Raw genomic sequence first — 24,854 nt, forward strand, 5'->3', positions numbered from 1 at the left:
GTAGCTACCCCTTTAGCCCTTCCTCAAAGGTGGCCACCACCCGCCTCTCAAAGAGGAGGTAGAGGAGGGCGATGGGGAGGACGCTGAGGAGGGCCGCCGCCGAGAGGAGGCCCCAGTCCGTGGGGTACTTGCGCTGCAGGTCCGTGAGCCAGGTCTGGAGGGTCCAAAGCCCTGGGTCGGAGACCACCACCCGGGGGTAAAGGACCAGGTTCCAGTGGGCGGCGAAGGCCAGCACCCCGGCCGCCACCAGGGTGGGGCGCACCAGGGGGAGGAGGATGCGGAAGAGGAGGACCCGGTGCCCGGCCCCGTCCAGCTTGGCCGCCTCCAGAAGCTCCTCGGGCACGGCCCGCATGCCTTGGTAGACGAGGTAGATGACGAAGGGGCTCGCGGCGAAGGGCAGGAGCAGGGCCCAGAAGGTCTCCAGCAGGGAGAGGTCCTTCAGGACCCCGTAAAGGGGCACGAGGAGGAGCTCCGCCGGGATCGCCATCAGGACCAGGTAGAAGGGGAGAAGCCCCAGGCCCGCCCTCAGGGCGTAAGCGGCGAAGAGGGCGGTGAAAAGCTCCAAGGCCACCGCCCCAAAGGACACCCCCAAGGAGAAGAGAAGGCGTCCCCAGAAGCCCTCCCGGGCCAGGGCCCGCACGTTCTCCAGGCTGAAGCCCACCCGTGAGAAGAGCTCCCCCGAGTACACCGCCTCCTTGGGCATGAAGGCGGCGTAGGCCATCCAGAGGAAGGGAAGAAGGACGAAAAGAAGCACCGAAAGGGCGAAGGCGTGCCGGAGGAAGCGGCCCACCCCCCCACTATACCGGCGTAAGATGCCCCCATGAAGCCCCTTTCCGGCCTCAAGGTTCTGGACCTCTCCCGGGTCCTGGCGGGGCCCCTTTGCACCATGATCCTGGCGGACCTCGGGGCGGAGGTGGTCAAGGTGGAGCCCCCCTGGGGGGACGAGACCCGGGGCTGGGGCCCGCCCTTCGTGGAAGGAGAGAGCGCCTACTTCCTCGCGGTGAACCGGGGAAAGCGGAGCGTGGCCTTGGACCTAAAGGCCCCCGAGGGCCAGGAGGCGGTGCGCCGCCTCGCCCAGAAGGCGGACGTCCTGGTGGAGAACTTCAAGACGGGGGACCTCAGGCGCTTCGGCCTGGACTACGAGAGCCTGAAGCCCCTGAACCCCCGCCTCGTCTACCTCTCCATCACCGGCTTCGGCCACACCGGGCCCAGGGCTAAGGAGCCCGGCTACGACGCCGCCCTCCAGGGCTACACCGGGATCATGTCCGTCACGGGGGAGCCCGAAGGCCCCCCCATGAAGGTGGGCGTGGCCTGGATTGACGCGATGACGGGGATGATGGGGGCCTTGGCCGTGCTCGCCGCCCTCCTGGAGCGGGAGCGAAGCGGGGAGGGCCAGCACATTGACCTCTCCCTCTTTGACGTGGGGCTTTTCGCCCTGGCGAACCTCGGGGAAAGCTTCCTCCTCACGGGAAATCCCCCAAAAAGGCTCGGCAACGCCCACGCCCAGATCGTCCCCTACGGGGCCTTCCCCGCGGAGGACGGCTGGCTCATTCTGGCCGTGGGCAACGACGAGCAGTTCGCGAGGCTCTGCCAGGCGGTGGGGCTTCCCGACCTCGCCCGGCGCTTTCCCACCAACGCCCTCCGGGTGGAGCACCGGGAGGAGGTGGTGGAGGCCCTCTCCGGGGTCCTCAAGACCCGCCCCCGGGCCTACTGGCTAGAGAGGTTCAAGGAGGCGGGCGTCCCCGCCGCCCCGGTAAACGACCTGAAGGAGGCCTTCCAGGACCCCCAGGCGAGGGCGCGGGGCGCGGTCTGGACCCTCCCCCATCCCCTCCTGGGCGCCCTCCCCACCCTGGCCAACCCCTTGCGCTTCCTCTCCCGGACCCCCGCGGGGCCAGGCCTTCCCCCGCCCCTCCTCGGGGAGCACACGCGGGAGGTCCTCCTCGAGGCGGGCTACACCCCGGAGGCGGTGGCGGACCTGGTCCAAAGGGGGATCGCCAAGGAAGCGCCCCCGGCTTCCCAGCGGCGCCCGGACCGAGGCGCTTAGGGCTGCTTCCTTCCGGACCTGACCCGGTTCACGCCTGGCCCGCCGCGCTGGACCGGGGGCTTGGGTAGTATAGCACCCATGGAAGCCCTGAAGCTAGAGGGCGTGAGCAAGCGCTACGGGCGGAGGCCCGTCTTGGAGGGCGTGAGCCTCTCCGTCCGCCCGGGGGAGGTCTACGCCCTGACGGGGCCCAACGGGAGCGGCAAGACCACCCTCATCCGCCTGGCCACCGGCCTCGCCTTCCCCACGGAGGGCCGGGCCTTCCTCCTCGGGGAGGACGTCCACAAAAGCCCCGCCGCCCGCCGCCACCTGGGGGCGGTGGTGGAGGCCCCGGCCGCCTTTTACCCCTACCTCACGGGCCGGGAGAACCTCAGAATGCACGCCCGGCTCTCCGGGGTGGAAGACGAGGCCCGCATCGGCGAGGTCCTCGCCCGGCTTAAGCTCCTGGCGGTGGCCGACCAAAGGGTGGAGGGGTACTCCCTGGGGCAGAGGCAGCGCCTGGGTCTGGCCGCGGCCATCCTCCACCGCCCCAAGGTCCTCGTCCTGGACGAGCCCACCTCCGGCCTGGACCCCGAGGGGGTGGAGCTCGTCCACCGCCTCCTCCAGGAGCTGGCCCAGGAGGGGGTGGCCATCCTCCTCTCCACCCACCACCTCCAGGAGGTGGCCCGCTATGCCCACAGGGTGGGGATCCTGGGCGGGGGGAGGCTTCTGGACGAGGTGGTCCTCTCCGGGAAGGAGGCCTACCGGCTGGAGGCGGAGCCCCCGGAGGGGGCCCTCGCCCTCCTCAAGACCCTGCCCCAGGTGGCCTGGGCCCGGCTCCAGGGGCGGAGCGTGGTCTTTGAGGGGGAGCCGGAGGCCGCCCTCCGCGCCCTTCTGGCGGAGGGCTACCGGGTGAGGTCCCTCGCCCCCCACCGCTTTGACCTCTTGGACTACTACCAGGAGAGGGTGCGGCATGTTTAGGCTCGTGGGCTTTGAGGTCTACAAGCTCTTCCGGCTCCGCTCGGTTAGGCTCGGCCTCCTCTTCGCCCTCCTCCTCCCCTTCCTCTGGGCCTTGGCCCCGGGGCTTAAGGAGGTCTACGGCCTGGTCCTGGCCTCGGGGTGGCAGGTGGTGTCCTTAAGCCTCCTCGCCGGGATGGAGTTCCTCTTCCCCTTCCTGGTGGTGATGGCGGCGAGCGAGGCCCTGGGAAGTGAGGTGGCCCAGGGCACGCTGAAAAGCCTCCTCCTAAGGCCCCTCTCCCGGATCCACCTCCTCCTCGCCAAGCTCTTCGCCGTCCTCCTCTACCCCTTCGTCCTCCTGGGGGCGAGCTTCCTCGGGGGGGTGCTCGCGGGGATGCCCCATGGGCTTGGGGCCTTCTACGGCGGCACGGGCCTCGGGGAAGGGGGATTCGCCGGGGCGGGGCTTCTGAGCCCTCAGGCGGCCCTCGCCGAGCTCCTTAAGGCCCACCTCCTCGCCGGGGCCGTGCTCCTTCCCCTCGCCTCCCTGGCCTTCCTCTACGGGACCGTCTTCCTCTCCACCACGGCGGGCGCCCTGGCCGCCGTGGCCACCCTCCTCCTCATGCGCCTCCTCGTGGCCTTCCCTGCCCTCACGCCCTTCCTCCTCACCACCTATTTGGACCTCTACCTGCGGCCCGAGGCCGTGGGGCTTGGGCTACCCCTCCTCCTCCTCTACACCCTGGGCTTCGCCCTCCTCGCCGCCTTGGTCTTTGAGCAGAAGGACCTCTAGAGGAAGCGCCCGGCCTCCAGCAGGGGGGTCCCGTCCAGGAGGAGCCGCCCTTCCCTCAAGGAGAGGACCAGGTCCCAGTGGAGGGCGCTTTCGTTCCGCCCGCCCGTCTCCGGGTAGCTCCGGCCCAGGGCCAGGTGGACGGTGCCCCCCATCTTCTCGTCCAGGAGGACGAGGCCCGTGGGTCGGTCCAGGGCGAAGTTGGTGCCGATGCCCACCTCGCCGAGCCGCCTGGACCCGGGGTCGGTGGCCAGGGCCGCCTGGAGGTAGGCCTCCCCCACCTCCGCCCGGGCCTCCACCACCTCCCCCCGGGAAAAGCGCAGGTACACCCCCTCCACCCGCCTTCCCCCCACGAAGGCGGGGAGGTTGAAGCGCACCTCCCCCTCGGCGGAGTCCTCCACGGGGCCGGTGAAGACTTCCCCCGAGGGCATGTTGCGCCGGCCATCGGAGTTGATCCAGGTGCGCCCCGCCACGGAAAGCCTCAGGTCCGTGCCGGGGGCCAGGATGCGGAGCTCCTTCGCGGCGGAAAGCCTCCGGATAAGCCCCTCCTGGAAGCGGGAAAGCTCCCGCCAGGCGGCCACGGGGTCCTCCCGGTCCAGGAAGAGCGCCCTTTCCAGGTAGGCCCGGAACGCCTCCGTCCCCATCCCCGCCCCCACGGCGTAGCCCACCGTGGGGTAGAGGGTGAGGGCCCAGCGCTTCCCCAGGCGGAGTTCGGTGAGGGGGCGCCAGGCCCGCTGCCTGCGCAGGGCCAAGGCGGGGTCCACCGCGGCCGCCTCCAGGGGGTTCTCCGCGGAGAGGACGCGCAGGAACTTGTCCGCCCGCTGGTAGAGGGCGATCTCCGCCTCCGGGACCTCCTCTAGCCAGCGCCCGCCGAAGAGGAGGAAGTCCCGCTCCTCCCCGGGGTAGCTCAGGCGGATGAGGGGGTAAGCGCCCCGGCGCAGGAGGGCCCGCTTCAGGTGGGGAAGGAGGGGGAGGGCCGGGGTTTCCGCCTCCACCAGGACGGTCTCCCCGGGGCCCGCCTCGAGGCAGTACTCGGCCAAAAGCTCGGCGAAGCGCGCTTCCACCCTGCTATCATAGGACCAAGATGGAAGAACCCAAGATCACGCCCCTGGCCCGGCGCCTGGCGGAGGAGAACGGCATAGACTGGCGGAAGCTTCAGGGCACGGGCCCTGACGGGCTCATTGTGGAGCGGGACATCCTGGCCTACCTGGCCAAGGTCATGGCCGGGGAGGTGGACCTCCCCCCCCAGCCCGAGGCCCCGCCCCCGCTCCCCAAGGAGGAGGAGCTGAGGCGGGCCCAGGAGGTCCTGGGCCGGGAGGGGGTGGACCTCGCCGAGGTGATCCCCCAGGAGCCCGAGCCCACCCCTCCGCCCCTCACCTTGGAGGAAGAAGCGCTGGACTTCCCCGAGGTGGAGCTGGACCTCTCCCTAGAGGAAGAGGTCCTCCTGGCGGAGGAGCCGGAGGCCGTTCCCCTCGAGGCCTGGGAGGAGGAGCGGCTTCCCGAGGAAGTCCCAAAGGAGGAGGCCTGGGAGGAGGACCTCCTCCTCGCCGAGGAGCCCTCCCCAGCCCCAATGGAGGCGCCCCCGGCCCCAGAACCCCTTCCCCCCTGGCCCCAGGCCCAGGCGGAGGAAGGGATCGCGGCGGTCCCCGTGGCCCCTCCCCCGGCCTCCCTCACGCTCCTCCGCGTCCACCGTAGGCGGGTGGACCTAAAGGCTCTAGAGGAGGCCATGGACCTCTTCCAGCGGGTCCACGGGGTGCCCAAAACCCCCCTTCCCTTTCTCCTCCGGGCCGCGGAGCGGGCCCTCGCGGAGCTGGAAATCCCCATGCGGGCCCTCGTGGGCCGGGTGGAGGGGGAGGAGGTGCGGGGGCTTAAGCCTTCCCCCTCCTTCCTCGCCCTCTTCCGGGAAGGAAGCGGGGAGGAAGGGGAAGGCCTCCTCTGCTTCCACGGGGAGGAGGAGGTGCACACCGGCCGCCCAAGCCTCTTCCTCTCCCAAGAAGGCCTCCTCGCCGCCTCGGGGCTGGAAGCGCCCCTGGCGAGGAAGCTTCTGGAGCGGGTGGCCCTCTACCTGGAAAACCCCCTCCTCCTCCTGGCCTAGGGGACGCTTCACCGCTTCTTCCGCTTCCGCCGCCCCCCGGGGACGGGCTCGGGGGCCCTTATGCCCTGGAGGCGGGCCTCGAGGGCCCGGATCTCGTCCCTAAGCCTCGCCGCCCGCTCAAAGTCCAAGGCCTCCGCCGCCTGCCACATGAGAAGCTCCAGCTCGGCGATCCGCTCCTTCAGGTCTTCCCCGGAGAGGTCGGCCTCGAGGGAGACCTCCTCGTAGCCCTCGGGGCGGATGACGGCCCTCACCTCCTTCCGCACCGTCTCTGGGGTGATGCCGTGCTCCCGGTTATAGGCCTCCTGGAGGGCCCTTCTCCGGTTCGTCTCCTCTATGGCCCTCTGCATGGCCTCGGAGACCCGGTCGGCGTAGAGCCAGACCTCGCCCCGGGCGTTCCGCGCCGCCCGGCCGATGGTCTGGATGAGGCTCCGTTCGCTCCTAAGGAAGCCCTCCTTGTCCGCGTCCAGGATGGCCACCAGGGAGACCTCGGGGATGTCCAGGCCCTCGCGGAGGAGGTTGATCCCCACGAGGCAGTCGTAGTGGCCAAGCCGGAGGTCCCGGATCAGGGCCTGGCGCTCAAAGGCGTCCAGCTCGTGGTGGAGATAGCGGGCGCGGATCCCGTGCTCCACCAGGAAGCTCGTGAGCTCCTCCGCCATGCGCACCGTGAGCACCGTGACCAGGGTGCGCTCCCCCCTCGCCGCCCTCTCCCGTATCCCCTCCATGAGGTCCAGGATCTGGTTCTCCGTGGGCTTGACCCGGACCAGGGGGTCAAGGAGCCCCGTGGGCCGGATGATCTGCTCCACCACGCGCCCCGAATGCGCTAGCTCAAAGGGCCCCGGGGTGGCGGAGACGAAGACCACCTGGGAAACCCGCTCCAAAAACTCCTCAAAGCGCAAGGGGCGGTTGTCCAGGGCCGAAGGCAGGCGGAAGCCGTAGTCCACCAGGGTCTTCTTCCTCACGTAGTCCCCCCGGTACATCCCCTGAAGCTGGGGCACGGTCACGTGGGACTCGTCCAGGAAGACGAGGAAGTCCTCGGGGAAGTAGTCCAGGAGGGTGTAAGGGGGCTCCCCCGGGGCCTTCCCCGTGAAGTAGCGGGCGTAGTTCTCCACCCCCGGGCAGGTGCCCATGACCCTCAGCATCTCCAGGTCGTAGAGGGTGCGCTCCTTGAGGCGCTGGGCGTAAAGGACTTCTCCCCTTTCCTCAAAGTAGCGGACCCTCTCCCAAAGCTCCTTCTCAATCTCCTTCAGGATCTCCTCTAGCCCCTCCGGGGAGAGGTAGTGAGTGGCGGGGAAGAGGACGAAGCCGGGAAGCTCCCGAAGCCGCTCCCCGGTGATGGGGTGCACCTGGAGGATGCGCTCCACCTCGTCCCCCCATAGCTCCACCCGGATGGGCTCGGTCTCGTAGGCGGGGAAGATCTCCAGAACCTCCCCCTTGGCCCGGAAGCGGCCCGGGGAGAGGTCCAGGTCGTTCCGCTGGTAGCCGAGTTCCAGGAGGCGCTCCAAAAGGGCCTCCCTGGGGTAGGGCTTGCCCCTTTCCACCACCAGGTTCCTGGCCCTATACTCCCTCGGGTCCCCGAGGCCGTAGATGGCCGAGACCGAGGCCACCACGATCACGTCCCGCCGGGTGAGGAGACTTCGGGTGGTGGAGTGCCTTAAGCGCTCAATCTCGGGGTTGATGGAGGCGTCCTTCTCTATGTAGAGGTCCTTCCCCGGGACGTAGGCCTCGGGCTGGTAGTAGTCGTAGTAGCTGATGAAGTACTCCACGGCGTTTTCCGGGAAAAGCTCCCGGAACTCCGCCGCAAGCTGGGCCGCCAGGATCTTGTTGGGGGCGAGGACCAAAGCGGGCCTTCCCAGGGCCTCTATGACCTTGGCCATGGTCACCGTCTTCCCCGTGCCCGTGGCCCCGAGGAGGGTGACGAACCGTTCCCCGTCCCTCAAGGCCTCCACGAGCCCGGCGATGGCCTGGGGCTGGTCCCCCTTGGGCGCAGGCCCCCGGTAGCGGAAGGTCATCCTTACCCAAGTATAGGGGCCTCCTCGCTTCCCTATAGGAAGGGGGGTAACAAAAACCCCCGCCCCCTTTGGGGGGGCGGGGGAAGGCGCTCCTAGGGCCTAGAAGTTGACGTTGTAGGTGACCTTGAAGGCCCGGCCGTAGGACTGGACGTTGTCCGCCCCGTCCAGGAGGACAGCGTCCAGGTAGGCCACGGTGAAGCCGTAGTACTTGGCCTCCACGTAGATCCCGTCCACGCCGCCAGACCCGGTCCCCGCTCCGGTGGTGAGGTTCCAGGGGAACTGGACCTCGCCAGGGTAGGTGAAGAGGTGGTCGGTGGTGGCGCTCAGGGAGAAGTCGCCGTAGCCCCGGGTGAGGAAGGAGCCAGCGGGGTCCACCACGTTCTGCCCGCGGTAGGAGGCGTAGCCCACCTTGACGCTGGCGCCAGGCACCAGGAACTCGTTCAGGGTGAGGCCCACGCGCCAGTAGGTCTCCTGGGCATCGCTGGTGGAGCCACGGGTGATATCCGTGGAGCGGGCGGCGTAGACCCCTTCCAGGCTGGGCTTCAAGGGGATGCCCAGGGGATCCGTGGCCACCTTAATCCCGTACTTGAGGGTGGTGTAGTCGTAGGTGGTGCGACCAGCAGCAAGAGTCAGGGGATCGCTGTAGAGAGGGGGCCCACCCGGGTTGGTATCGGTGAACGCATGGTAACGGACATAGGGGCTAAGGCTCAAGGGGCCGAGCTTGAAGCTGTAGGCAGCGTAGGCCAGGAGGTCACGCAGGCTGTAATCCCCGCTGGAATCAGCGAAGACCTGGTAGCCCAAGGTGAGGTCAAGCCCGGGGATCAGGGCGCTTTCTGCCTTGGCGTCGTGGATGAACTTCACGCCAAGGCTGGAGGAGTAGCGGCTGTCCTGACCGTTGTAGAAGTAGTCGTAGCGGCTGTCCTGACCGTTGTAGAAGTAGTCGCTGTAGTTGTAGTTAACAATGCCAAGGCTAGCAGAACCACGGGTATCCCCTTCAGCCGTGTTGCTGAAGAAGAGCTGGTTCCAGTAGGGGTTCAGGGCGAAGCCGCGGAAGAGCTTAAGGGTGGCCCCTACACCGTAGGCTTGCTGCTGGTAACCACCAGCAGAGCCCAGCTTCACTCCATTGTAGTCGTAGGCGTTCTCGTAGTAGCCCCGGACCTCTAGGCCCTCCAGAAGGCCCAAGTTAAGCTTGGCCTGCACGCCAAAGCCCCGGTTGTTGGGAGCATAGGGGGCAGTGCCGTTCCCGCCCACCCCGAAGTAGAAGTAGTGGTAGTTGGAGGACATCCCGGCCACGCCGTTCTCGTAGGCCGGGTCAATGGCCCGGTAGTTGGCGGAGAGGGAGAGGGGCCCCAGGCTGAGGTCGCCCTTGACGTAGTAGGCCCAGTCGGCGAGGGTGCTGTCAAAGAAGTTCCGCAGGCCGCCCGTGGGCCAGGTCTTGGAGGTGTCAAAGAGCCCGCTGAGCTTGACCGGCCCCAGGGCCAGGCTCGCGTCCACGCCCAGGGCGGAGCGGTTGCCGTAGTTCTCGGCGTAGTTCAGGGCCAGGCTGAAGCCCTCCACCGGCTTGAAGGCGGTGCGGATGCCGAAGTAGCCGCCCTGGAGCGCGGCTGGAGCATTGAAAGAGGCCCCTTCGTTGTTAGCCACGCCCGCCACCACGGTGACCTCGGGGGAGAGGGGGAACTTGGTGCCGGAGAAGGTGGCCACCATGCCCTGGCGGGGGTTAGCCGGCTCGGGGTCGTTGTCATTGGCGAAGAGGTAGTCGTTGAACTTGAAGCTGCTCACCGCCCGGCTGTAGACCACGCTGAAGGCCTGGCCGTCCACGTTGCCCTTGACGCTTGCGGCGTTGAGGCGGATGGTGGGAGCAGAAGTGTAAGAGGTCCCGAAAGCCGCGGGCACCTGGAGGGTGGCGCTGGCCTCGGAGACGTTCACCCCGCTCGTGCCGGGCTGGGCCACCTTGACCCCGAAGGTGAGGGTGGCGGAGCCCTTGGTGAAGGTCTGGTCAAAGTCGCCCCGGCGCTGGGCCACCCGGTTGCGGTAAGGCGGACCAGCACCGTAGTCCTGCTGGCCGGAGCCCGAGGAGACCTGGTTGCCGGGGAAGAGGCGGTCAATGTCAAAGTTGATGCCGGTGTTGGTGGCCGTGCCGTAGGTGGCGGAGAGGCTGCCGGAGATGGAGTAGCGCACCTTGTTGAGCTCGGCCACCTGCTCCTCCAGCTTGGAGACCTTCTCGGAGAGGCCCACCAGGTCGGAGCGCAGGGCGGCGGCGAACTCCTGGACGGCGGCCACGTCCTCCTTGGTGGCGAACTGCTCCAGGTCGGGGAGCTCCTGGCCGCCGGAGACCAGCTTCTCCAGGGCGGTCACCCGGTCCTGGAGGGCCAGCACGTCCTGGTTCAGGAGGACGGCGAGCTCGTTCAGGGCCTGGATGGCCTGGGCGTTGGCCTCCACCTGGGTGGAAAGGGCGGCCACGTCGCCCTTCACGCCCTCCACGTCCTGGGCCAGGGCGTCCAGCCGCTCGGCCAGCTGCTGGGCCTGGGCGAGGGCGGTGTCCGCGGCGACGGAGGCGGCCTCCACCCGGTCCATGAGGTCCTGGAGGGCGGCCTGGTCCATGCCGGGCTCAGGCATGGGCTGGGCCTTGAGCTCGGCGATCAGGGCCTCGAGGCGGGCGATGTCCTCCTTGGTGGCGGCGCTGTCCTCCAGGGCCGAGACCCGAACGCCCAAGGCGGCGAGCTCGGCGGCGAGCTCCTGCACGGCGTTCTTCAGGGCCTCGAGGTCCTCAGGAGCCAGGGCCTCCATGGTGGGGGACTCACCCTTGGCCTTCAGCTCCTCCTCAATCTGCTGCAGGAGGCGGTAGATGATGAGGGCGGCCTGGTAGCGGGTGAGGGCCTCGTTCCCCCGGTAGGTGCCGTCGGGGAAGCCCAGAATGATGCCCTTAGCCGCCAGGGCCTCCACCGCCTCCTTGGCCCAGTGCCCGGCGGGCACGTCGGAGAACTGGGCCAGACCGAACCCCATGGAGAGGACGGTCAAGAGCCCTGCCAGTAGTGTGACCAGCCTTTTCTTCATATGCCTCACACCCCCTTAAGGGTCTTGGGCGGGAACCCGAGACGGGCGAGTTGCCGCGTTTCCTCTCCGCCCAGGTCCGCCCGGTGCGGGAAAGACCCCCGAAAAGGAGCCTTTTTTCCCCGCATCCGGGGCTATCATAAAAACCTCACGCGCTCTTGTCAAGCGGTCGGGCCTTAAGGTTTCTGTTATACTCCCCCTTCGGGGAGGGAGGTGGGAGACGGTCCGAAAAGACGCGTCGGTGGAAGGCGGGAAGCGCAGGGGGCCATCGGCCTCACGAGGTGGCGGACCCCGCGAAGGGGATAACCGGCTACAGCCGGGAAAGATCGAGGGATCCGCGGATGCCGCCCGGGGTGTGCCCGCCCCGCCCGCCTGCGAAAAGCCCCGAGGGAAAGCCGGCCCCGCGAGGGGCGGACAACCGAGGGGCAGGGCGTACCCAGGAGGAAAACCGCCGGGAAGAAGGCGCGCCCTTTGGGGGCTTCGGCCCCTTCCCGGTGGCCTTTTGAGGCCATATGTGCGGGATCGTAGGCTACGTAGGGTTTAGGAACGCGACGGACGTGCTTTTGGACGGGCTTCGGCGCCTGGAGTACAGGGGGTACGACTCCGCCGGCATCGCGGTGCGGACCCCGGAGGGCCTCAAGGTGGTGAAGCGCTCGGGGAAGCTCTCCGCCCTGGCGGAGGCCGTGGGGAAGACGCCCCTCCAGGGGGCCTTGGGCATCGGCCACACCCGCTGGGCCACCCACGGGGCCCCCACGGACCCCAACGCCCACCCCCACACCACGGAGGACGGGAGGATCGCCCTCATCCACAACGGCATCTTTGAGAACTACCTGGAGCTCAAGGAGGCCCTAAAGGCCCGGGGGCACCGCTTCCAGTCGGAGACGGACACCGAGGTCCTCGCCCACCTCCTGGAGGAAACCTACCAAGGCGACCTCCTTAAGGCCCTACGGGAAGCCCTCAAGTCGGTGCGCGGGGCCTACGCCGTGGTGGTGGCCCACGAGGACCACGAGGAGATCGTGGCCGCGAGGACGGTGAGCCCCTTGGTGGTGGGCCTGGGAGAAGGGGAGAACTTCCTGGCCTCCGACGTGCCCGCCCTCCTCCCCTACACCCGCCGGGTCATCTTCCTGCACGACGGGGACGTGGTGCGCCTCACCCGGGAGGAGGTGGAGATCACCGACCTGGAGGGCAGGCCGGTCCAGAGGGAGGCGGTGGAGGTGGACTGGACCCTGGAGGCCGCCGAGAAGGGAGGCTTCCCCCACTACATGCTGAAGGAGATCTACGAGCAGCCCTGGGTCCTGGAGAACACCTTGGGCGGGCGCTTGAGGGAGGAAGAGGGGACCGTGGAGCTCGGCCTCGCCCTGGACCCGCGGGAGGTGGACCGGGTCCATGTCATCGCCTGTGGAACGGCGAGCTACGCCGGGCTTTACGGGAAGTACCTCCTGGAGACCCTGGCCCGCCTCCCCACCGAGTGGGACGTGGCCAGCGAGTACCGCTACCGCGACCCCGTGGTGGACTCGAGGACCCTCGCCCTCGCCATCAGCCAGTCGGGGGAAACCATAGACACCCTGGAGGGCCTGAGGGAGGCCAAGCGCAAGGGGGCCCGCTCCCTTGGGGTCATCAACGCCAAGGGGAGCACCCTGACGCGGGAGGTGGAGGACGTCCTCTACATCCACGCCGGGCCGGAGATCGGGGTGGCCTCCACCAAGGCCTACACGGCCATGCTCGCGGCCATGGCCCTCCTCGCCGTCTGGTTCGGCCGGGCCCGGGGCGCCCTTGCCCCCGAGGAGGCCCAAGGCCTCCTCCGGGAGATGCGCCGCCTCCCCAGGCTCGTGGAGGAGGTCTTGGAGAAAAGGCCCCTCGTGGCCCACGTGGCCGAGAAGTACCACCAGGCCCGGGACTTCCTCTTCCTGGGGCGGCACGTCCAGGCCCCCACCGCCTACGAAGGGGCGCTGAAGCTCAAGGAGATCAGCTACATCCACGCCGAGGCCTACCCCGCCGGGGAGATGAAGCACGGGCCCATCGCCCTCATTGACGAGCGCCTGCCCGTGGTGGTCCTGGCCACCCGGGGCCCGCTTTACGAGAAGACCCTTTCCAACATCCAGGAGGTGCGGGCCCGGGGAGGGAAGGTGATCGCCATCGCCACCGAGGGGGACGAGGAGATCCCGAGGCTCGCCCAGGACGTGATCTACGTCCCCGAGGTCCACCCCCTCCTCGCCCCCATCGTGAGCGTGGTCCCCCTCCAGCTCCTCGCCTACGAGATCGCCGTGCTCCTGGGGCGGGACGTGGACCAGCCCCGCAACCTGGCCAAGAGCGTGACCGTGGAGTGAGGCTTGGCCTTCCCGCCGGGGATGTGGTATGATCCCCCTTGGCGGGGGCCGTTAGCTCAACTGGCAGAGCACCGGTCTCCAAAACCGGGGGTTGGAGGTTCGAGTCCTTCACGGCCCGCCAGGCTTTCCCCCTGGGCCCTTGGGGCCCAGGGGGTTAGGCTTTTAGCGTATGACGGCGTACCCAGTCCTCATCGTGGGCGCGGGGTTCTCCGGGGCCGAGGCCGCCTTTTGGCTCGCGCAAAGGGGGGTGCGGGTGGGCCTCCTCACCCAGAGCCTGGACGCGGTGATGATGCCCTTCCTGCCCCCCAAACCCCCCTTTCCCCCGGGAAGCCTCCTGGAACGGGCCTACGACCCCGAGGACCCAAGGGTCTGGGCCTTCCACGCCCGGGCCAAGTACCTCCTAGAAGGCCTCAAACCCCTTCACCTCTTCCAGGCCACGGCCACGGGGCTTCTCCTGGAGGGCAACCGGGTGGTGGGGGTCAGGACCTGGGAGGGCCCCCCGGCCCGGGCGGAAAGGGTGGTGCTCGCGGTGGGGAGCTTCCTCGGGGCGAGGCTTTTCCTGGGGGAGGTGGTGGAGGAGGCGGGCCGGCTTTCCGAGGCGAGCTACCCCGACCTCCAGGAGGACCTCGAGGCCCTGGGCTTCCGCTTCGTGGAGCGGGAGGGGGAGGTGCCGGAAACCCCCTCCACCCCGGGCTACCGGGTGCGCTACCTGGCCTTCCACCCCGAGGAGTGGGAGGAAGAGACCTTCCGCCTCAAGCGCCTGGAGGGGCTTTACGCCGTGGGCCTATGCGTCCGGGAGGGGGACTACGCCCGCATGAGCGAGGAGGGGAAGCGCCTGGCGGAGCACCTTCTCCATGAGCTTGGGTAGGGGCCTTTTCCAGGGGTCCTCCCCCTCTCCCTCCCAAAGGGCCCCCCGCACCTCCACGAGAAGCCTCCGGTGGGTGAGGGCGTGGCGCACCTCGCCCAGGGGAAAGGAGCGCACCCCGAAGGCCGCCTCCCGCCCGGGAAGCTCCTCAGGGGGGAAGAGGGGGACGCCGTAGAGGCCCTGGAAGCGCCCCTCAAGCCTCTCCAGGTGCACCCCCTTCCGCCCGAGGAGGACGAGGGCGGTGAGGCGCTCCTCCTTCGCCCGGCGCTTCCTGGGCGCGGGGTAGCGCCCTGGGGCCTCCTTCCCCCGGCAGAAGGCCCCCAAGGGGCAGGCCCCGCAACGGGGCCTTTTCGGCAGGCAGACCGTGGCCCCGAGCTCCATGAGGGCCTGGTTCCACACCCCCGGGTCCACGCCCTCGGGAAGGAGGCCCTGGGCGAGGGCGAAAAGCTCCTTCTCCTTGGGGCTTTCCCGGGCGAAGAGGCGGGAGAGGACCCTCCGGACGTTCCCGTCCACCGCCGCCACCCGCTCCCCGAAGGCGATGGAGGCCACCGCCGCCGCGGTGTAGGGCCCGAGGCCGGGGAGCTTCCGCAGCTCGGCGAAGCTCGGGGGAAGCGCCTCCACGCTTCGGGCCAGGCGGTGGAGGTGTTCCGCCCGCCGGTAGTAGCCCGCCCCCTGCCAGACCCTAAGGACCTCTTCCAGGGAGGCCGCGGCCAGGGCCTTCAGGGTGGGAAAGCGCTCCAGGAAGCGGCGGTAGTAGGGAACGGCCTGCTCCACCCGGGTCTGCTGCAGGAGGACCTCGGAGACCAGGACGCGGTAAGGGTCCTTCTCCCCCCGCCAAGGGAGGGGGCGGGCGTTTTCTCGGTACCAGGCGAGGAGGGCTTTCTGCCAGGCCTCCACGGCTAGAGGGGAAGGGGCCCCCGGAAGAGGCGCTTGTGCTCCACCATGAGGCAGCGGTCGGCCACCACGGGGATGCCCGCCTCCTTCAGGGCCTTTTCAAACTCCGGGTGGCGGATCCCGAGCTGGAGCCAGACCAGGCCGGGCCTCAGGGCAAGGACCTCCGGAAGGTGGTCCATGAGGGCGGAAGGGGGACGGAAGACGTCCAGGATGTCCACGGGCTCCTTCAGGTCCAAGAGGCTCGCCACCGCCTCCTCCCCGAAAAGCTCCTCCCCCTGGAACCTAGGGTTCACGGGGAGGACGCGGTAGCCCTGTTCCCGAAGGTATCTGGGCACGTAGTGGGCGGGGCGGGAAGGGTCCTTGTGGGCCCCGAGGACGGCGATGGTCTTGGCCTGCTGCAAGAGGCGCTTGAGCTCTAGATCCTCCATCAGCGCACCCTCCCTTCCAAGAGCTTGGACACCCGCTGGGCCTCGGTAAAGCTCAGGCGCAGGGGGAGGCCCCTGAGGTAGGGCCCCACCTCCTCCGGTGGCAGCACGGGAAGCCGCCCCACCCGGCGCCCCTCCAGGCGCCCGCCCACGAAGACCAAAAGGGGCTCCACCTCCACCCCCAAAAGCTCCCGAAGCTTGTGGGCCTGGCGCCAGGCCTGGCGCACCAGATCGTCCCGGCGCTCCCCCCGGACCCAAAGCCCCTGGGGCGTGGCCCGGATGGGGCCCGTGTAGTTTTTCACCTCCACGTTGAAGACGCCGGCGGGACCCACCACCACGTGGTCGGCGTTCTCCCCGCCCAAGTCCACGTCGTGGAAGACCCGCCAAGGGGAGGGGAGCGCCTCGAGGACCCGGCCCACCCGGGCCTCCCCCAGGTAGCCCCGCGCCTTCGCCACCACCTCGCGCTCCACCTCCTTGTCCTGAAGCAGGCGCACCACGGCCAAGAAGGCCAGGGGAAGGGCCAGGGCCCCCATCCAGGGGGCGAGGAGCTTGACGAGGAGCCAGATGGCGAAGCCGAAACCCAAGAGCACCAGGGCGATTCGTCCCAGCCTTCGGGCGAGGGTCTTCCCCGCGCTTCCCACCTTGCGCGCCATAAGGCCTCCTAAGGGCGGTAGTCCAAGGGCCTCAGGTAGAACTCCCCAATGCCAGTGGAGGAAAGGAGGGCCACCGTGGGCAGGGCCCTTTTCCAGTGGGTGCGGTTCACCCGTTCCTTCACCCGCCTAAGCTCCTCCTCAGTGAAGCCCAGGCCCAGGATGTACCGGTCGGAGTAGCCCTTCAGGTAGTGCTCCAGGATCACGTCGGCCCGGAGGTAGCGCACCCCCAAATCGGCCTCGTCCGTCTGCCCGGGGATGAGGTCGGCGGTGGGGGGCTTCCTCACCACCTCCTCCGGCACGCCGAGGTACTCGGCGAGCCGCCAGACCTGGGTCTTGTAGAGGTCCCCCAGGGGGTTCACGGGGGGCGTGTCGTCCCCGTGCCAGGTGTAGTAGCCGAAAAGCCTTTCCGTCTTGTTCCCCGTGCCCAGGGGGAGGGCCTTGTAGGCCTCGGACTTGTCAAAGAGGACGATCATCCGCGCCCGGGCCATGACGTTTCCCTTGCGGTGGGGGGTGAGGTCCGGGGTGAGGGCGGCGTAGCCCTCCACCATGGGGGTGATGTCCACCTCCTCCAGGGCCACGCCGAAGGTTTCGGCCACCAGGTGGGCGTGCTCCCGGGAGGTGGGGCTACTCTCCCGGTGGGGCAGGAAGAGGGCGTGGACCCTTTCCGCCCCCAGGGCCCGCACCGCCAGGGCCAGGGTGGTGGCCGAGTCCACCCCACCGGAGACGGCCACGATGGCCTTCTCGTAGCCCCGCCAGGAAAGTTCCTCCCGGATAAAACGGGTGAGGAAGTCCGCCACCAGGGGCCAGTTGAGCTCCAGGGTCTCGTGAAGCTTGGGGGCTTCAACGATCCGCATCCCGCCTCCCTAAGACCCTCTGCAGGTCGGAAAGAAGCAGGGGCAGGCCCGCCTCGAGGTCGGAGAGAAGAGGGCTCTCGTAGCGCACCGGAGCGATGCGCCCCCGGTCCAAGGCGAAGAGAAGGGCCGCCTCCTCAAAGAGGGGGGCCTCGGCCAGGACCCGCCCGTCCGGCCCCACCACCAGGCTTCCCCCGCTCATCCCCTTCCCCCCCTCAAACCCCACCAGGCTGGCCACCACCACATATAGCCCGTGCTCCGCCGCCACCGCCTGGGCGAGGGTGCGCCAGCGGGCCACGTTCTCGGGATACCCCCCCTGGAAGCCCCGGGCCGGGCTCGCCGCGGGCACGTAGATCACCTCGGCCCCGTCCAGGGCGGCGAGGGTGGCGGTGATGGAGTGCCAGAAGTCCTCGCAGATGAGAAGGGCCGCCTTCCCGAACCGGGTGGCGAAGGCCTCCACCCGGCTTCCCCGGGCCAGGTAGCGCTCCTCGTCAAAGACCCCGTAGGTGGGGAGGAAGACCTTGCGGTGGACGTGGACCACGCGGTGGGGAAGCTCCAGGTAGGCGGCGCTGTTGTAGTAGGCCCCTTCGTCCCGCTCGTAGAAGCCCACCACCACGTCCAAAACCCCTTCCCACCCCACCTCCTCGTACACGCCCACCAGGAGCTCCAAAAGCTCGTGGCGGGTGAGGGCGAGCTCCCTTACCCCTCCCTGGAGGAAGTAGCCGGTGAGGGCGGCCTCGGGCAGGACCACCACCTGGGGGGCGTGGGGGCGGAGGGCCTCGAGGTGGGCCCTAAGCCGGGCCAGGCTCTCCCCAATCCGGCTCTTCTCGGGGCGGAACTGGAGGATGGCGTGGCGCACCTCTTCCATCAAGCCCCCTCTTGAAGGTAGAGGCGGGGATTGGCCTCGGGGAAGGGGTTGTCCCGCTCCTCCAAGGCCCTAAGCTCCTCGGGGGAGACCCCCTTAAGGAGGTGGAAGAAGGCCCGGGCGTGCTCCTCGTACCGCTCCCGCGCGTAGGCCTCCGCCTGCCCCGTGTCTATGAGGAAGGGCCAGTCGGAGGCCTCGAGGAGCAGGAGCTCGCGCATGGCCTGGCGCAACGCCCCCTCGGGGAGGACCCCCCGGCGCACCGCCTCCCGCATGGCCCCCTCCGCCCGGTAAACCTTTTCCCAGTAGTCCAGGGTCTTCTCGTTGAGCCAGACCCGGTGGTCCCCACCCCGGCCCCAGGAGCCCTCGGGGAGGGCGGTCCGCACCGCGGGCCCCTGCACCGCCTCCCGCGCGGTCACGGGCCGGACCTTGGGGCTTTGGGCGAGAAGCCTCAGGACGGCCTCGAGCCAGGCCACCCCCTCGTACCACCAGTGGCCGAAGAGCTCGGCGTCGTAAGGGGAGAGGATGACCCCCTCGGGGCGCCCCTCGGCGAGGCGCTCCAGGAGGGCTACGAAGTGGCGGGCGTGCTCTTCCGCCTTGGCGAAGGCCGCCTCCGGGTCGTAGGGGGCCTTCTCCGCGAGGTCGGCCTTGCGGTGGGTCACCCGCCAGTGGTGGAGGCCGGAAATGGGGTCCTTGCGGTGGAACTCCCGGTAAAGCCCCTCCCCCGGGTAGCCGTGGTCGGCGCTCCACACCTGGAGGGCGGTCTCCGGGTTGCGGGCGAGGACCCTAAGGCCCGAGGCCAGCTCGTGGACGTGGTAGGTGGCCTCCCCGCTTTCCACGGGGCCCAAGGCGGCCTCCCCGTAAGGGGAGAGGGGCTCACCCCCCTGGACCAGGTGGGCGTCCACGAAGGTGTAGCGGATCCCGGCCCGCATCAAAAGCTCGTCCACCCCGGGCCTCACCCCTTCCGGGGGGCCTTCCACGGGGGGCTTCCAGGGCCCTTTGGGCCGGTAGGCCATCTCCGGGAGCCAGAAGCCCGTGGGGTCTTTGGCGAAGTGGCGGCGGTAGGTGTTGACCCCGGTCTTGATCTGGGCCCAGAGGGCCTCGTCGTAGCCCAGAAGGGGGGAGTAGCCGTGGGTGGCGTTGGAGGTGATGAGCTCCACCTGCCCCCGTTCTTGGGCCCGGCGGAAGGCCGCCAGAAGGTCGCCCCCAAGTTGGTGGAAGTGGTCCAGGGTGAGCTCCCAGAAGGCCACCTGGTGCCGGGCGCTGGCCTCGAGGGCCGTGCCCCGGTAGCGCTGGTAGTCGCCCTGGGCCCTCTCCAGGCGGTCCTTGGCGTAGGCCCAGAACCCCTCCTTGATCCGGGGGTCGGCGAGCTGCTCCGCCAGGATCGGGGTGATCCCCAGGGTGAAGGGGGCCTCCACCCCCTCGGCGCGAAGCCGCTCCAGGACCCGGACGAGGGGGAGGTAGGTCTCGGCCACGGCCTCGTAGAGGGTCTCCTCCCCGAAGGGCCACATCCCGTGGGCCCGCACGTAGGGGAGGTGGGCGTGGAGGACCAGGGCGAAGCGCGCCATGGCCCTAGCGTACCACGGTGCCTTCCCCGGAAAGGGCCCGCCTTATGGGGTTTTCCACCCGGGCGTCGGCGAAGACCACCCGCTTGACCCCGCCCCGCACCGCCTCCACCGCCCCCATGACCTTCCGCTTCATCCTGCCTTGGGCGAGGGCCAGGTACTCCGGGTCCTCCACCCGGTCCACGGGGATCTCCCGCACCAAGGAGGCCTCGTCGGGGTAGCGGGCGAGGAGGCCCGGGACGTTGGAGAGGTAGACCAGGGCCTCGGCCCCGTAGAGGGTGGCGAGGAGGGCGGCGATGCTATCCCCGTCGGTGTTGATGGCCTCGTTCTCGTAGCTTAGGGCGGGCGGGGTGAGGACGGGGAGGTAGCCCGCCCCAAGGAGGAGGTCCAAAAGGGCCTTGTTCACCTCCTCCACCGTCCCGGTGTAGTCCCCGCGGTGGATCTTGACCTTTCCGTCCTCCACGTACTTGACCGCGGTCTTCCTACGGCCCACGAAAAGCCTCCCGTCCAGGCCGGAAAGGCCGATGGCGTTCGCCCCCTCCTTCTGCAAAAGCTCCACCAGGCGCTTGTTCACCAGGCCGCAGTAGACCATCTCAAAGATCTCCAGGGTCCTCCGGTCGGTGAGGCGGCTCACCTGCCCCCCGGGGTGGGTGAGGAAGCGGGGCGGGTGGCCCAAGGCCTCCGCCACCTTGTTGGTCTCGCTGCTTCCCCCGTGGACGAGAAGGAGCTTTACCCCCTCCTTCCACAAGGAGGCCGCGTCCTTGGCCACGGCCTCGTAGTTGATCCCCTCGGCGCCTCCCACCTTGACCACGATCACAAGCCCACCTCCCTGCCCTAAGGGTGGAGTCCAGGGAAGTCCAGGCCCAGGGTCTCGGGCCAGCCCATGCGGACGTTTAAGGCCTGGAGGGCGTGGCCCGCGGTGCCCTTCACCAGGTTGTCAATGGCCGTCATGACCACGAGCCTCCCCGTGTCCTCCTCCAGCTCAAAGCCGATGTCGGCGTAGTTGGTGCCCTGGACGAACCGGGGGTCGGGGTAGCGGTGGACCCCCTTCCTCTGCTTGACGATGCGGATGAAGGGCTCCCCGGCGTAAGCCTCCCGGTAGGCCTGCCAGACGTCCCGTTCGCTCCAGCCGTCCTGGAGGAAGGCCTGGGCGGTCATGAGGATCCCCCGCACCCGGTCGGTGGCGATGGCGGTGAGGTGGACCTCGGGGCGGCCCGGGAGGTTTTCCACCACCTCGGCGGTGTGGCGGTGGCCCGTGGGCTTGTAGACCCGGATGGACCCCGCCCTTTCGGGGTGGTGGCTCGCCGGGCTCGCCTCGGCCCCGGCGGCCGAGGTGGAGATGAGGAGGGTGACGAAGATGGGGGTGGGCTTCAGGACCCCGGCCTTGAGGAGGGGGTAGAGGCCGAGGAGGGTGGCCGTGGCGTTGCACCCGGCCCCGGCGATCCAGTCCGCCCCCTTCAAGGCCTCCCGGTAGAGCTCGGGCACGGCGTAGACGAAGCGGCCAAGGAGGTCCGGCCTCGGGTGCTCCCCGTAGTACCTGCGGTAGAGCTCCGGGTCCTTCAGGCGGAAGTCCGCAGAGAGGTCTATGAGGACGGGGGCGAGGGCGCTGTAGCGGTCAAACTCCCGGGCGAAGACCCCGTGGGGCAGGGCCAGGACCAGGATGTCCACGGGCTCCAGCTTCTCCGGGGGGACGAACTTGAGGTTCGTGCGTCCTCGGAGGTTGGGGTGGACGAAGTGGACGGGCTCGCCCGCGAAGCGCCTCGAGGTCACCTGCTTCACCTCCAGATGGGGGTGGGAAAGGGCAAGCCTTAGGAACTCTCCCCCGGCGTACCCCGAGGCCCCCACGATGGAAAGGGTTTTCTTACCGGTCATGAAGCCACCTCCTAAGCTCCTCCACCAGGGCTTGGGCTTGGGCCAGGGAAAGGGCTTCCCTGGCCTCTTCCGGCCGAACTTTTAAGCCACCTTTTTCCCCGCGCATAGAGGCACCGCCCTTCCCGGAAAATCTCCCGGAGAAGAAGGCTCCCCTCCCCGAGCCTCTGCTCCAAGAGGGCACGGGGGTAGACCAAGAGGTCCAGGGGAAAGCCCCGCCCCCTCAGGGCCCTGTACCCGCGAAGGGCGAGCTCTTTAGGGTCCCCTTCGTAGGGCACCACCACCAGGAGGTCCACGTCCGAGCCCGGCCCGGCCTCCCCCCGGGCCCAAGAGCCGAAGAGCCAGACCTCCTCCGGCGCCAAGGCCGCCACCAACCGCTCCACCGCTTCCCGCAAGGTCATGAGGCCAGGCTCCACGCGTACTTCAGAATTTCCCCCGGGATGTCCACCCCGGTGGTGTGCACGGAGTTCTTGAACTCCATGGTGTGGTTCACCTCGTTGACCAATAGCCCCCGCTCCGACTCCAGGAGGTCCACAGCCACCACCCCGCCCCCCACGGCCTCCGCCGCCCCCACGGCCAGCCGGGCGATCTCCTCCGTGAGGGGGCAGTTCTCCGCCTGCCCGCCCCGGGCGGTGTTGGTGATCCAGTGGGCGCTTCTGCGGTAGATGGCGGCGATGGCCCTCTCCCCCACCACGAAGACCCGGATGTCCCGCCCGGGCTTCTCCACGTACTCCTGGATGTAAAAAAGCTGGTGCTGAAACCCCCCTAAGACCTCCTTGTGCTCAAGGAGGGCCTCCGCCGCGGCCCGGTCCGTGACCTTGGCCAAAAGGCGCCCCCAGCTTCCGATCACGGGCTTCAGCACCACGGGGTAGCCGAAGGCCTCCATGAGCCTAAGGGCCTCCTCCCGGTCCGTGGCCAAGGCGGTCCTGGGCTGGGGAAGGCCCGCCCGGGCCAAGGCCACGCTCGTGGCCCACTTGTCCCCGCAGGCCTCTATGACCTCGGGGCGGTTCACCACGGGGATGCCGAGGGCGGTGAGGTAGCGGGCGGCGGCGAGGCCCCGGCTTTGGCTCACGCACCGCTCCAGGGCCACCGTGACCCCCTCAAGCTCCTCGGGCCTTTCCCCCAGGACCATGGGCAGGGCGGGGACGTAGACCTTCTTGTAGGGGAGGCCCAGGGCCTCCGCCCGCTCAAAGAGCATCCGCTCGTCGGGGCGGATGCGGTCGTAGAGGATGGCCAGCATCTCGCCTCCCGAAGAGGTCCCACGCCGGCCTAAGTGGCTGCACGTTGATTTCGCAACACGGGCCGCCCCAAATAAGGCTTGGGAAGGTCCTTTTGGGGCCCCCACCGCGGCGAGAGCCGCGGTGGGGTACTTAGGCCGGCGTGGGGTGGGATCACTCGCCCCAGTCCTCCGCCTCCTCGGGGGCGGGCTCGAGCCTCAAGGGGTCAAGCCCCACCACCTCAAGCTCCGCGCCGCAGTCCTCGCAGACCACAAGCTCGCCAAGCTCCGGGTTCTCCAGCCGCAGTTCCGCACCGCACTCAGGGCAGGTCGCTACCATTCCTCGTCCTCCTCTACCTCGCTCCAGTCGGGGAGGAAGCGGAAGCCGCACTCGGGGCACTCCGCCTCCTGGCCCTGGTCCTCCTCGGAGAGCTCAAAGGTGTAGCCGCAACGGGGGCAGTCCACGAAGAAACCTTCCAGGCCCTCCTCCGTCACCTCCACCTCCAAGGGGTCCAGGGAGACCACCTCCAGGAAGGCCCCGCAGGCCTCGCACTCCAGCACGTCCCCGACCTCCAGGTCCTCAAGGTCCTCCGCCAGCACCAGGCTGGCCTCGCCGCACACCGGACAGACGATCTCTAGGTCCTCCATGACTAGAGTCTACTCCCCCGGGAAGCGCCCGTGCTTCTTGTAGTAGTCCAGGAGGGACCCCTCCTTGAGCGCCTCCAGGAGGAAGGGGGGCGGGGGGCGGAGGGCAAAGCGCTCCTCCCCTCGGACAAGCACCCCGCTTTCCAGGTCCAGCTCCACCTCGTCGCCGTCCTCTAGCGCATCCACCACCTCCTCCGACTCAAAGGGGACGATCCCCAGGTTCACCAGGTTGCGGAAGAAGATGCGGGCGTAGCTTTTGGCGATGATGGCCCGGACGCCGAGGCGCTTCAGGGCCTCGGGGGCGTACTCGCGGCTAGAGCCGAGCCCCGCGTTCCGCCCAAAGACGAGGATGTCCCCGGGGCGCACCTGCTTGGCGAACTCGGGCCGAAGGTGGGCGAAGGCGTAGAGGTGAAACCGGTCCTCCCCCACCATGAAGGGGGCGTACTTGCCGGGGAGGATGTCGTCGGTGTTGATCTGGTCGCCGAACTTCCAAACCCTAGGCATGGACCTCCTCCAGTTCCTCCGGGGTGGTGAGGTAGCCCGCCACGGCGCTCGCCGCCGCCACGCGGGGGCTCGCCAGGTAGATCTCGGCGTCCGGGGCTCCCATGCGTCCCCGGAAGTTGCGGTTGGAGGTGGAGACGCACACCTCCCCCGGGGCCAAGACCCCCATGTGCCGCCCCATGCAGGGGCCGCACCCCGGGGTGCCGATGGTGGCCCCGGCCTCGAGGAGGGTGAGGAGGGTGCCGTCCCTGGCCGCCTCCTCCAGGACCTGGGAGCTCGCCGGGACCACCAAAAGCCGCACCCAAGGGGCCACCTTCCTCCCCCTTAGCACCTCCGCCGCCGCCCTGAGGTCCTCAATCCGGCCGTTGGTGCAGGTGCCGATGAAGACCTGGTCCACCCGCTTGCCCTTGACCGCGGCCACCTCGTGGACGTTGTCCACGTAGAAGGGCACGGAGACCCTGGGGGTGAGGGCGGAAAGGTCTATCTCCACCTCCTTGGCGTACCGGGCGTCGGGGTCGGGGTAGAGCCAGTCGGGCACCCGGTACATCTCCAGGATCTCCCCACTCGGCACCACAAGCCCCGCCTTGGCCCCCGCCTCCACGGTGAGGTTGGCGAGGGTCATGCGCTCGCCCCGCGTGAGGGCCTCCGCCCCGTCCAGGAGGTGGATCTCCACCGCCATGTAGGTGGCCCCTTCGGCGGTGAGGAGGCGGACCATCTCCAGGGCGGCGTCCTTGGCCGTGACCCCCTTGGGAAGCCTTCCCCGGAAGACCACCTTGACGCTCTCGGGCACCCGAAGCCAGGTGCGCCCGCTCGCCGCCGCCAAGGCGATGTCCGTGGCCCCCATCCCCGTGCCGAAGGCCCCCACCGCCCCGTAGGTGGTGGAGTGGCTGTCCGAGCCCACCACCACCCAGCCCGGCTGGGCCAGGCCCTCCTCTATGAGGACCTGGTGGCACACCCCCCTCCCCACGTCAAAGACCCGGATGCCGTGCCGCTTGCCCCACTCCCTTATCTCCTTCTGGGCCTTGGCCACCTCCAGGTTCGCCGCCGGGGCCACGTGGTCTATCACGATGGAGACCCTTTCCGGGTAGCGGGGGGTGGCCTCCAGGTACTCCAGGCGCTTGAAAAAGCTCCCGGCGATGGAGTCCACCACCATCACCTGGTCCACCTCCACCACCACGAGCTCCCCCGCCCGCACGGGCCTTCCCACCTTGTGGGAGAGGATCTTTTCCGCTAGCGTCTGTCCCACACGCACCTCCTATACTGAG

General features: G+C 69.0%; 23 protein-coding genes, 1 tRNA gene, 1 other RNA gene and 1 pseudogene. 7 read left to right on the forward strand and 19 right to left on the reverse strand.

Going from position 1 to position 24,854, the window contains the following annotated elements:
• Positions 1-4: 4 nt before the first annotated feature.
• Entirely contained in the window at positions 5-790 is a 786-nt protein-coding gene (locus TthTMY_RS11195) for a carbohydrate ABC transporter permease (protein ID WP_096411303.1), read from the reverse strand.
• A 30-nt stretch (positions 791-820) separates the two neighbouring features.
• On the opposite strand from TthTMY_RS11195, the pseudogene TthTMY_RS11200 reads away from it, so the two are divergent.
• A pseudogene (locus TthTMY_RS11200) lies at positions 821-1,999 on the forward strand (CaiB/BaiF CoA transferase family protein); the annotation flags it as partial.
• 9 nt (positions 2,000-2,008) lie between these two features.
• On the opposite strand, the gene ffs reads toward TthTMY_RS11200, so the two are convergent.
• An RNA gene (gene ffs, locus TthTMY_RS11205) (signal recognition particle sRNA small type) lies at positions 2,009-2,103 on the reverse strand.
• Between the two features lie 19 nt (positions 2,104-2,122).
• Here ffs and TthTMY_RS11210 point away from each other — a divergent pair.
• Positions 2,123-3,001, forward strand: coding sequence for an ABC transporter ATP-binding protein (locus TthTMY_RS11210; protein ID WP_096411304.1), 879 nt, complete (start codon positions 2,123-2,125; stop codon positions 2,999-3,001).
• A complete protein-coding gene (locus tag TthTMY_RS11215; protein ID WP_223903291.1) occupies positions 2,994-3,764 on the forward strand; it encodes an ABC transporter permease in 771 nt (256 codons plus the stop codon). Before TthTMY_RS11210 ends, TthTMY_RS11215 begins: the two co-directional genes overlap by 8 nt.
• Here TthTMY_RS11215 and TthTMY_RS11220 read toward each other — a convergent pair.
• Positions 3,761-4,825, reverse strand: a complete 1,065-nt coding sequence (locus tag TthTMY_RS11220) for an aminopeptidase (protein ID WP_096411305.1) — start codon at positions 4,823-4,825, stop codon at positions 3,761-3,763. The two genes, TthTMY_RS11215 and TthTMY_RS11220, sit on opposite strands and share 4 nt — an antisense overlap.
• Positions 4,826-4,845: 20 nt before the next feature.
• Here TthTMY_RS11220 and TthTMY_RS11225 point away from each other — a divergent pair, with 20 nt between their 5' ends.
• Positions 4,846-5,856 carry an E3 binding domain-containing protein gene (locus TthTMY_RS11225; protein ID WP_096411306.1) on the forward strand — a complete coding sequence of 337 codons (1,011 nt, stop codon included), beginning with the start codon at positions 4,846-4,848 and terminating at the stop codon, positions 5,854-5,856.
• An 8-nt stretch (positions 5,857-5,864) separates the two neighbouring features.
• Here the strand turns inward: TthTMY_RS11225 and uvrB are convergent, their stop codons facing one another.
• Both uvrB and TthTMY_RS11235 read right to left on the reverse strand, forming a co-directional pair.
• The gene (gene uvrB, locus TthTMY_RS11230) at positions 5,865-7,865 is read right to left on the reverse strand and encodes an excinuclease ABC subunit UvrB (protein WP_096411307.1); all 2,001 of its coding nucleotides are present in this window, start codon (positions 7,863-7,865) and stop codon (positions 5,865-5,867) included.
• Positions 7,866-7,964: 99 nt separating this feature from the next.
• Entirely contained in the window at positions 7,965-10,919 is a 2,955-nt protein-coding gene (locus tag TthTMY_RS11235) for an S-layer homology domain-containing protein (protein WP_096411308.1), read from the reverse strand.
• Positions 10,920-11,428: 509 nt separating this feature from the next.
• On the opposite strand from TthTMY_RS11235, the gene glmS reads away from it, so the two are divergent.
• From glmS to TthTMY_RS11250, 3 genes are all read left to right on the forward strand, one after another.
• A complete protein-coding gene (gene glmS / locus TthTMY_RS11240; protein WP_096411309.1) occupies positions 11,429-13,243 on the forward strand; it encodes a glutamine--fructose-6-phosphate transaminase (isomerizing) in 1,815 nt (604 codons plus the stop codon).
• A gap of 45 nt (positions 13,244-13,288) precedes the next feature.
• Positions 13,289-13,364, forward strand: a tRNA-Trp gene (locus tag TthTMY_RS11245).
• Positions 13,365-13,412: 48 nt separating this feature from the next.
• Positions 13,413-14,111 (forward strand): FAD-dependent oxidoreductase, encoded by a 699-nt coding sequence (locus tag TthTMY_RS11250; protein ID WP_096411310.1) that lies wholly within the window; start codon positions 13,413-13,415, stop codon positions 14,109-14,111.
• Here TthTMY_RS11250 and mutY read toward each other — a convergent pair.
• The 14 genes from mutY to TthTMY_RS11320 form a co-directional block, all read right to left on the reverse strand.
• Positions 14,028-15,005, reverse strand: a complete 978-nt coding sequence (mutY, locus tag TthTMY_RS11255; RefSeq protein ID WP_096411311.1) for an A/G-specific adenine glycosylase MutY — start codon at positions 15,003-15,005, stop codon at positions 14,028-14,030. The genes TthTMY_RS11250 and mutY overlap by 84 nt on opposite strands.
• A gap of 2 nt (positions 15,006-15,007) precedes the next feature.
• A complete protein-coding gene (locus TthTMY_RS11260; protein ID WP_096411312.1) occupies positions 15,008-15,430 on the reverse strand; it encodes a CoA-binding protein in 423 nt (140 codons plus the stop codon).
• The gene (locus TthTMY_RS11265; RefSeq protein ID WP_093005010.1) at positions 15,430-16,080 is read right to left on the reverse strand and encodes a nuclease-related domain-containing protein; all 651 of its coding nucleotides are present in this window, start codon (positions 16,078-16,080) and stop codon (positions 15,430-15,432) included. Before TthTMY_RS11265 ends, TthTMY_RS11260 begins: the two co-directional genes overlap by 1 nt.
• A gap of 8 nt (positions 16,081-16,088) precedes the next feature.
• The gene (locus TthTMY_RS11270) at positions 16,089-16,934 is read right to left on the reverse strand and encodes an NAD+ synthase (RefSeq protein ID WP_096411313.1); all 846 of its coding nucleotides are present in this window, start codon (positions 16,932-16,934) and stop codon (positions 16,089-16,091) included.
• Positions 16,921-17,799, reverse strand: coding sequence for a nitrilase-related carbon-nitrogen hydrolase (locus TthTMY_RS11275; protein WP_096411314.1), 879 nt, complete (start codon positions 17,797-17,799; stop codon positions 16,921-16,923). The genes TthTMY_RS11270 and TthTMY_RS11275 overlap by 14 nt, the downstream gene beginning before the upstream one ends.
• Positions 17,799-19,361 carry a 1,4-alpha-glucan branching protein gene (locus tag TthTMY_RS11280; RefSeq protein WP_223903292.1) on the reverse strand — a complete coding sequence of 521 codons (1,563 nt, stop codon included), beginning with the start codon at positions 19,359-19,361 and terminating at the stop codon, positions 17,799-17,801. Before TthTMY_RS11280 ends, TthTMY_RS11275 begins: the two co-directional genes overlap by 1 nt.
• Positions 19,362-19,365: 4 nt before the next feature.
• The gene (locus TthTMY_RS11285) at positions 19,366-20,175 is read right to left on the reverse strand and encodes a [LysW]-aminoadipate kinase (protein ID WP_096411315.1); all 810 of its coding nucleotides are present in this window, start codon (positions 20,173-20,175) and stop codon (positions 19,366-19,368) included.
• A 17-nt stretch (positions 20,176-20,192) separates the two neighbouring features.
• A complete protein-coding gene (argC, locus tag TthTMY_RS11290) occupies positions 20,193-21,230 on the reverse strand; it encodes an N-acetyl-gamma-glutamyl-phosphate reductase (RefSeq protein WP_096411316.1) in 1,038 nt (345 codons plus the stop codon).
• Between the two features lie 11 nt (positions 21,231-21,241).
• Complete coding sequence (locus TthTMY_RS11295; protein ID WP_172844658.1) at positions 21,242-21,628, reverse strand: nucleotidyltransferase domain-containing protein; 387 nt, start codon at positions 21,626-21,628, stop codon at positions 21,242-21,244.
• A complete protein-coding gene (gene lysX / locus TthTMY_RS11300; protein ID WP_096411317.1) occupies positions 21,625-22,467 on the reverse strand; it encodes a lysine biosynthesis protein LysX in 843 nt (280 codons plus the stop codon). Before lysX ends, TthTMY_RS11295 begins: the two co-directional genes overlap by 4 nt.
• Before the next feature lie 151 nt (positions 22,468-22,618).
• Complete coding sequence (gene lysW / locus TthTMY_RS11305) at positions 22,619-22,783, reverse strand: lysine biosynthesis protein LysW (protein ID WP_014510935.1); 165 nt, start codon at positions 22,781-22,783, stop codon at positions 22,619-22,621.
• Entirely contained in the window at positions 22,777-23,091 is a 315-nt protein-coding gene (locus tag TthTMY_RS11310; RefSeq protein WP_223903293.1) for a paraquat-inducible protein A, read from the reverse strand. The genes lysW and TthTMY_RS11310 overlap by 7 nt, the downstream gene beginning before the upstream one ends.
• 9 nt (positions 23,092-23,100) lie before the next feature.
• Positions 23,101-23,592 (reverse strand): homoaconitate hydratase, encoded by a 492-nt coding sequence (locus tag TthTMY_RS11315; protein ID WP_223903294.1) that lies wholly within the window; start codon positions 23,590-23,592, stop codon positions 23,101-23,103.
• Positions 23,585-24,835, reverse strand: coding sequence for a 3-isopropylmalate dehydratase large subunit (locus TthTMY_RS11320; protein ID WP_172844659.1), 1,251 nt, complete (start codon positions 24,833-24,835; stop codon positions 23,585-23,587). Before TthTMY_RS11320 ends, TthTMY_RS11315 begins: the two co-directional genes overlap by 8 nt.
• Positions 24,836-24,854 lie beyond the last annotated feature (19 nt).

This window comes from Thermus thermophilus (assembly GCF_019974155.1).
Lineage (GTDB): Bacteria > Deinococcota > Deinococci > Deinococcales > Thermaceae > Thermus > Thermus thermophilus_C.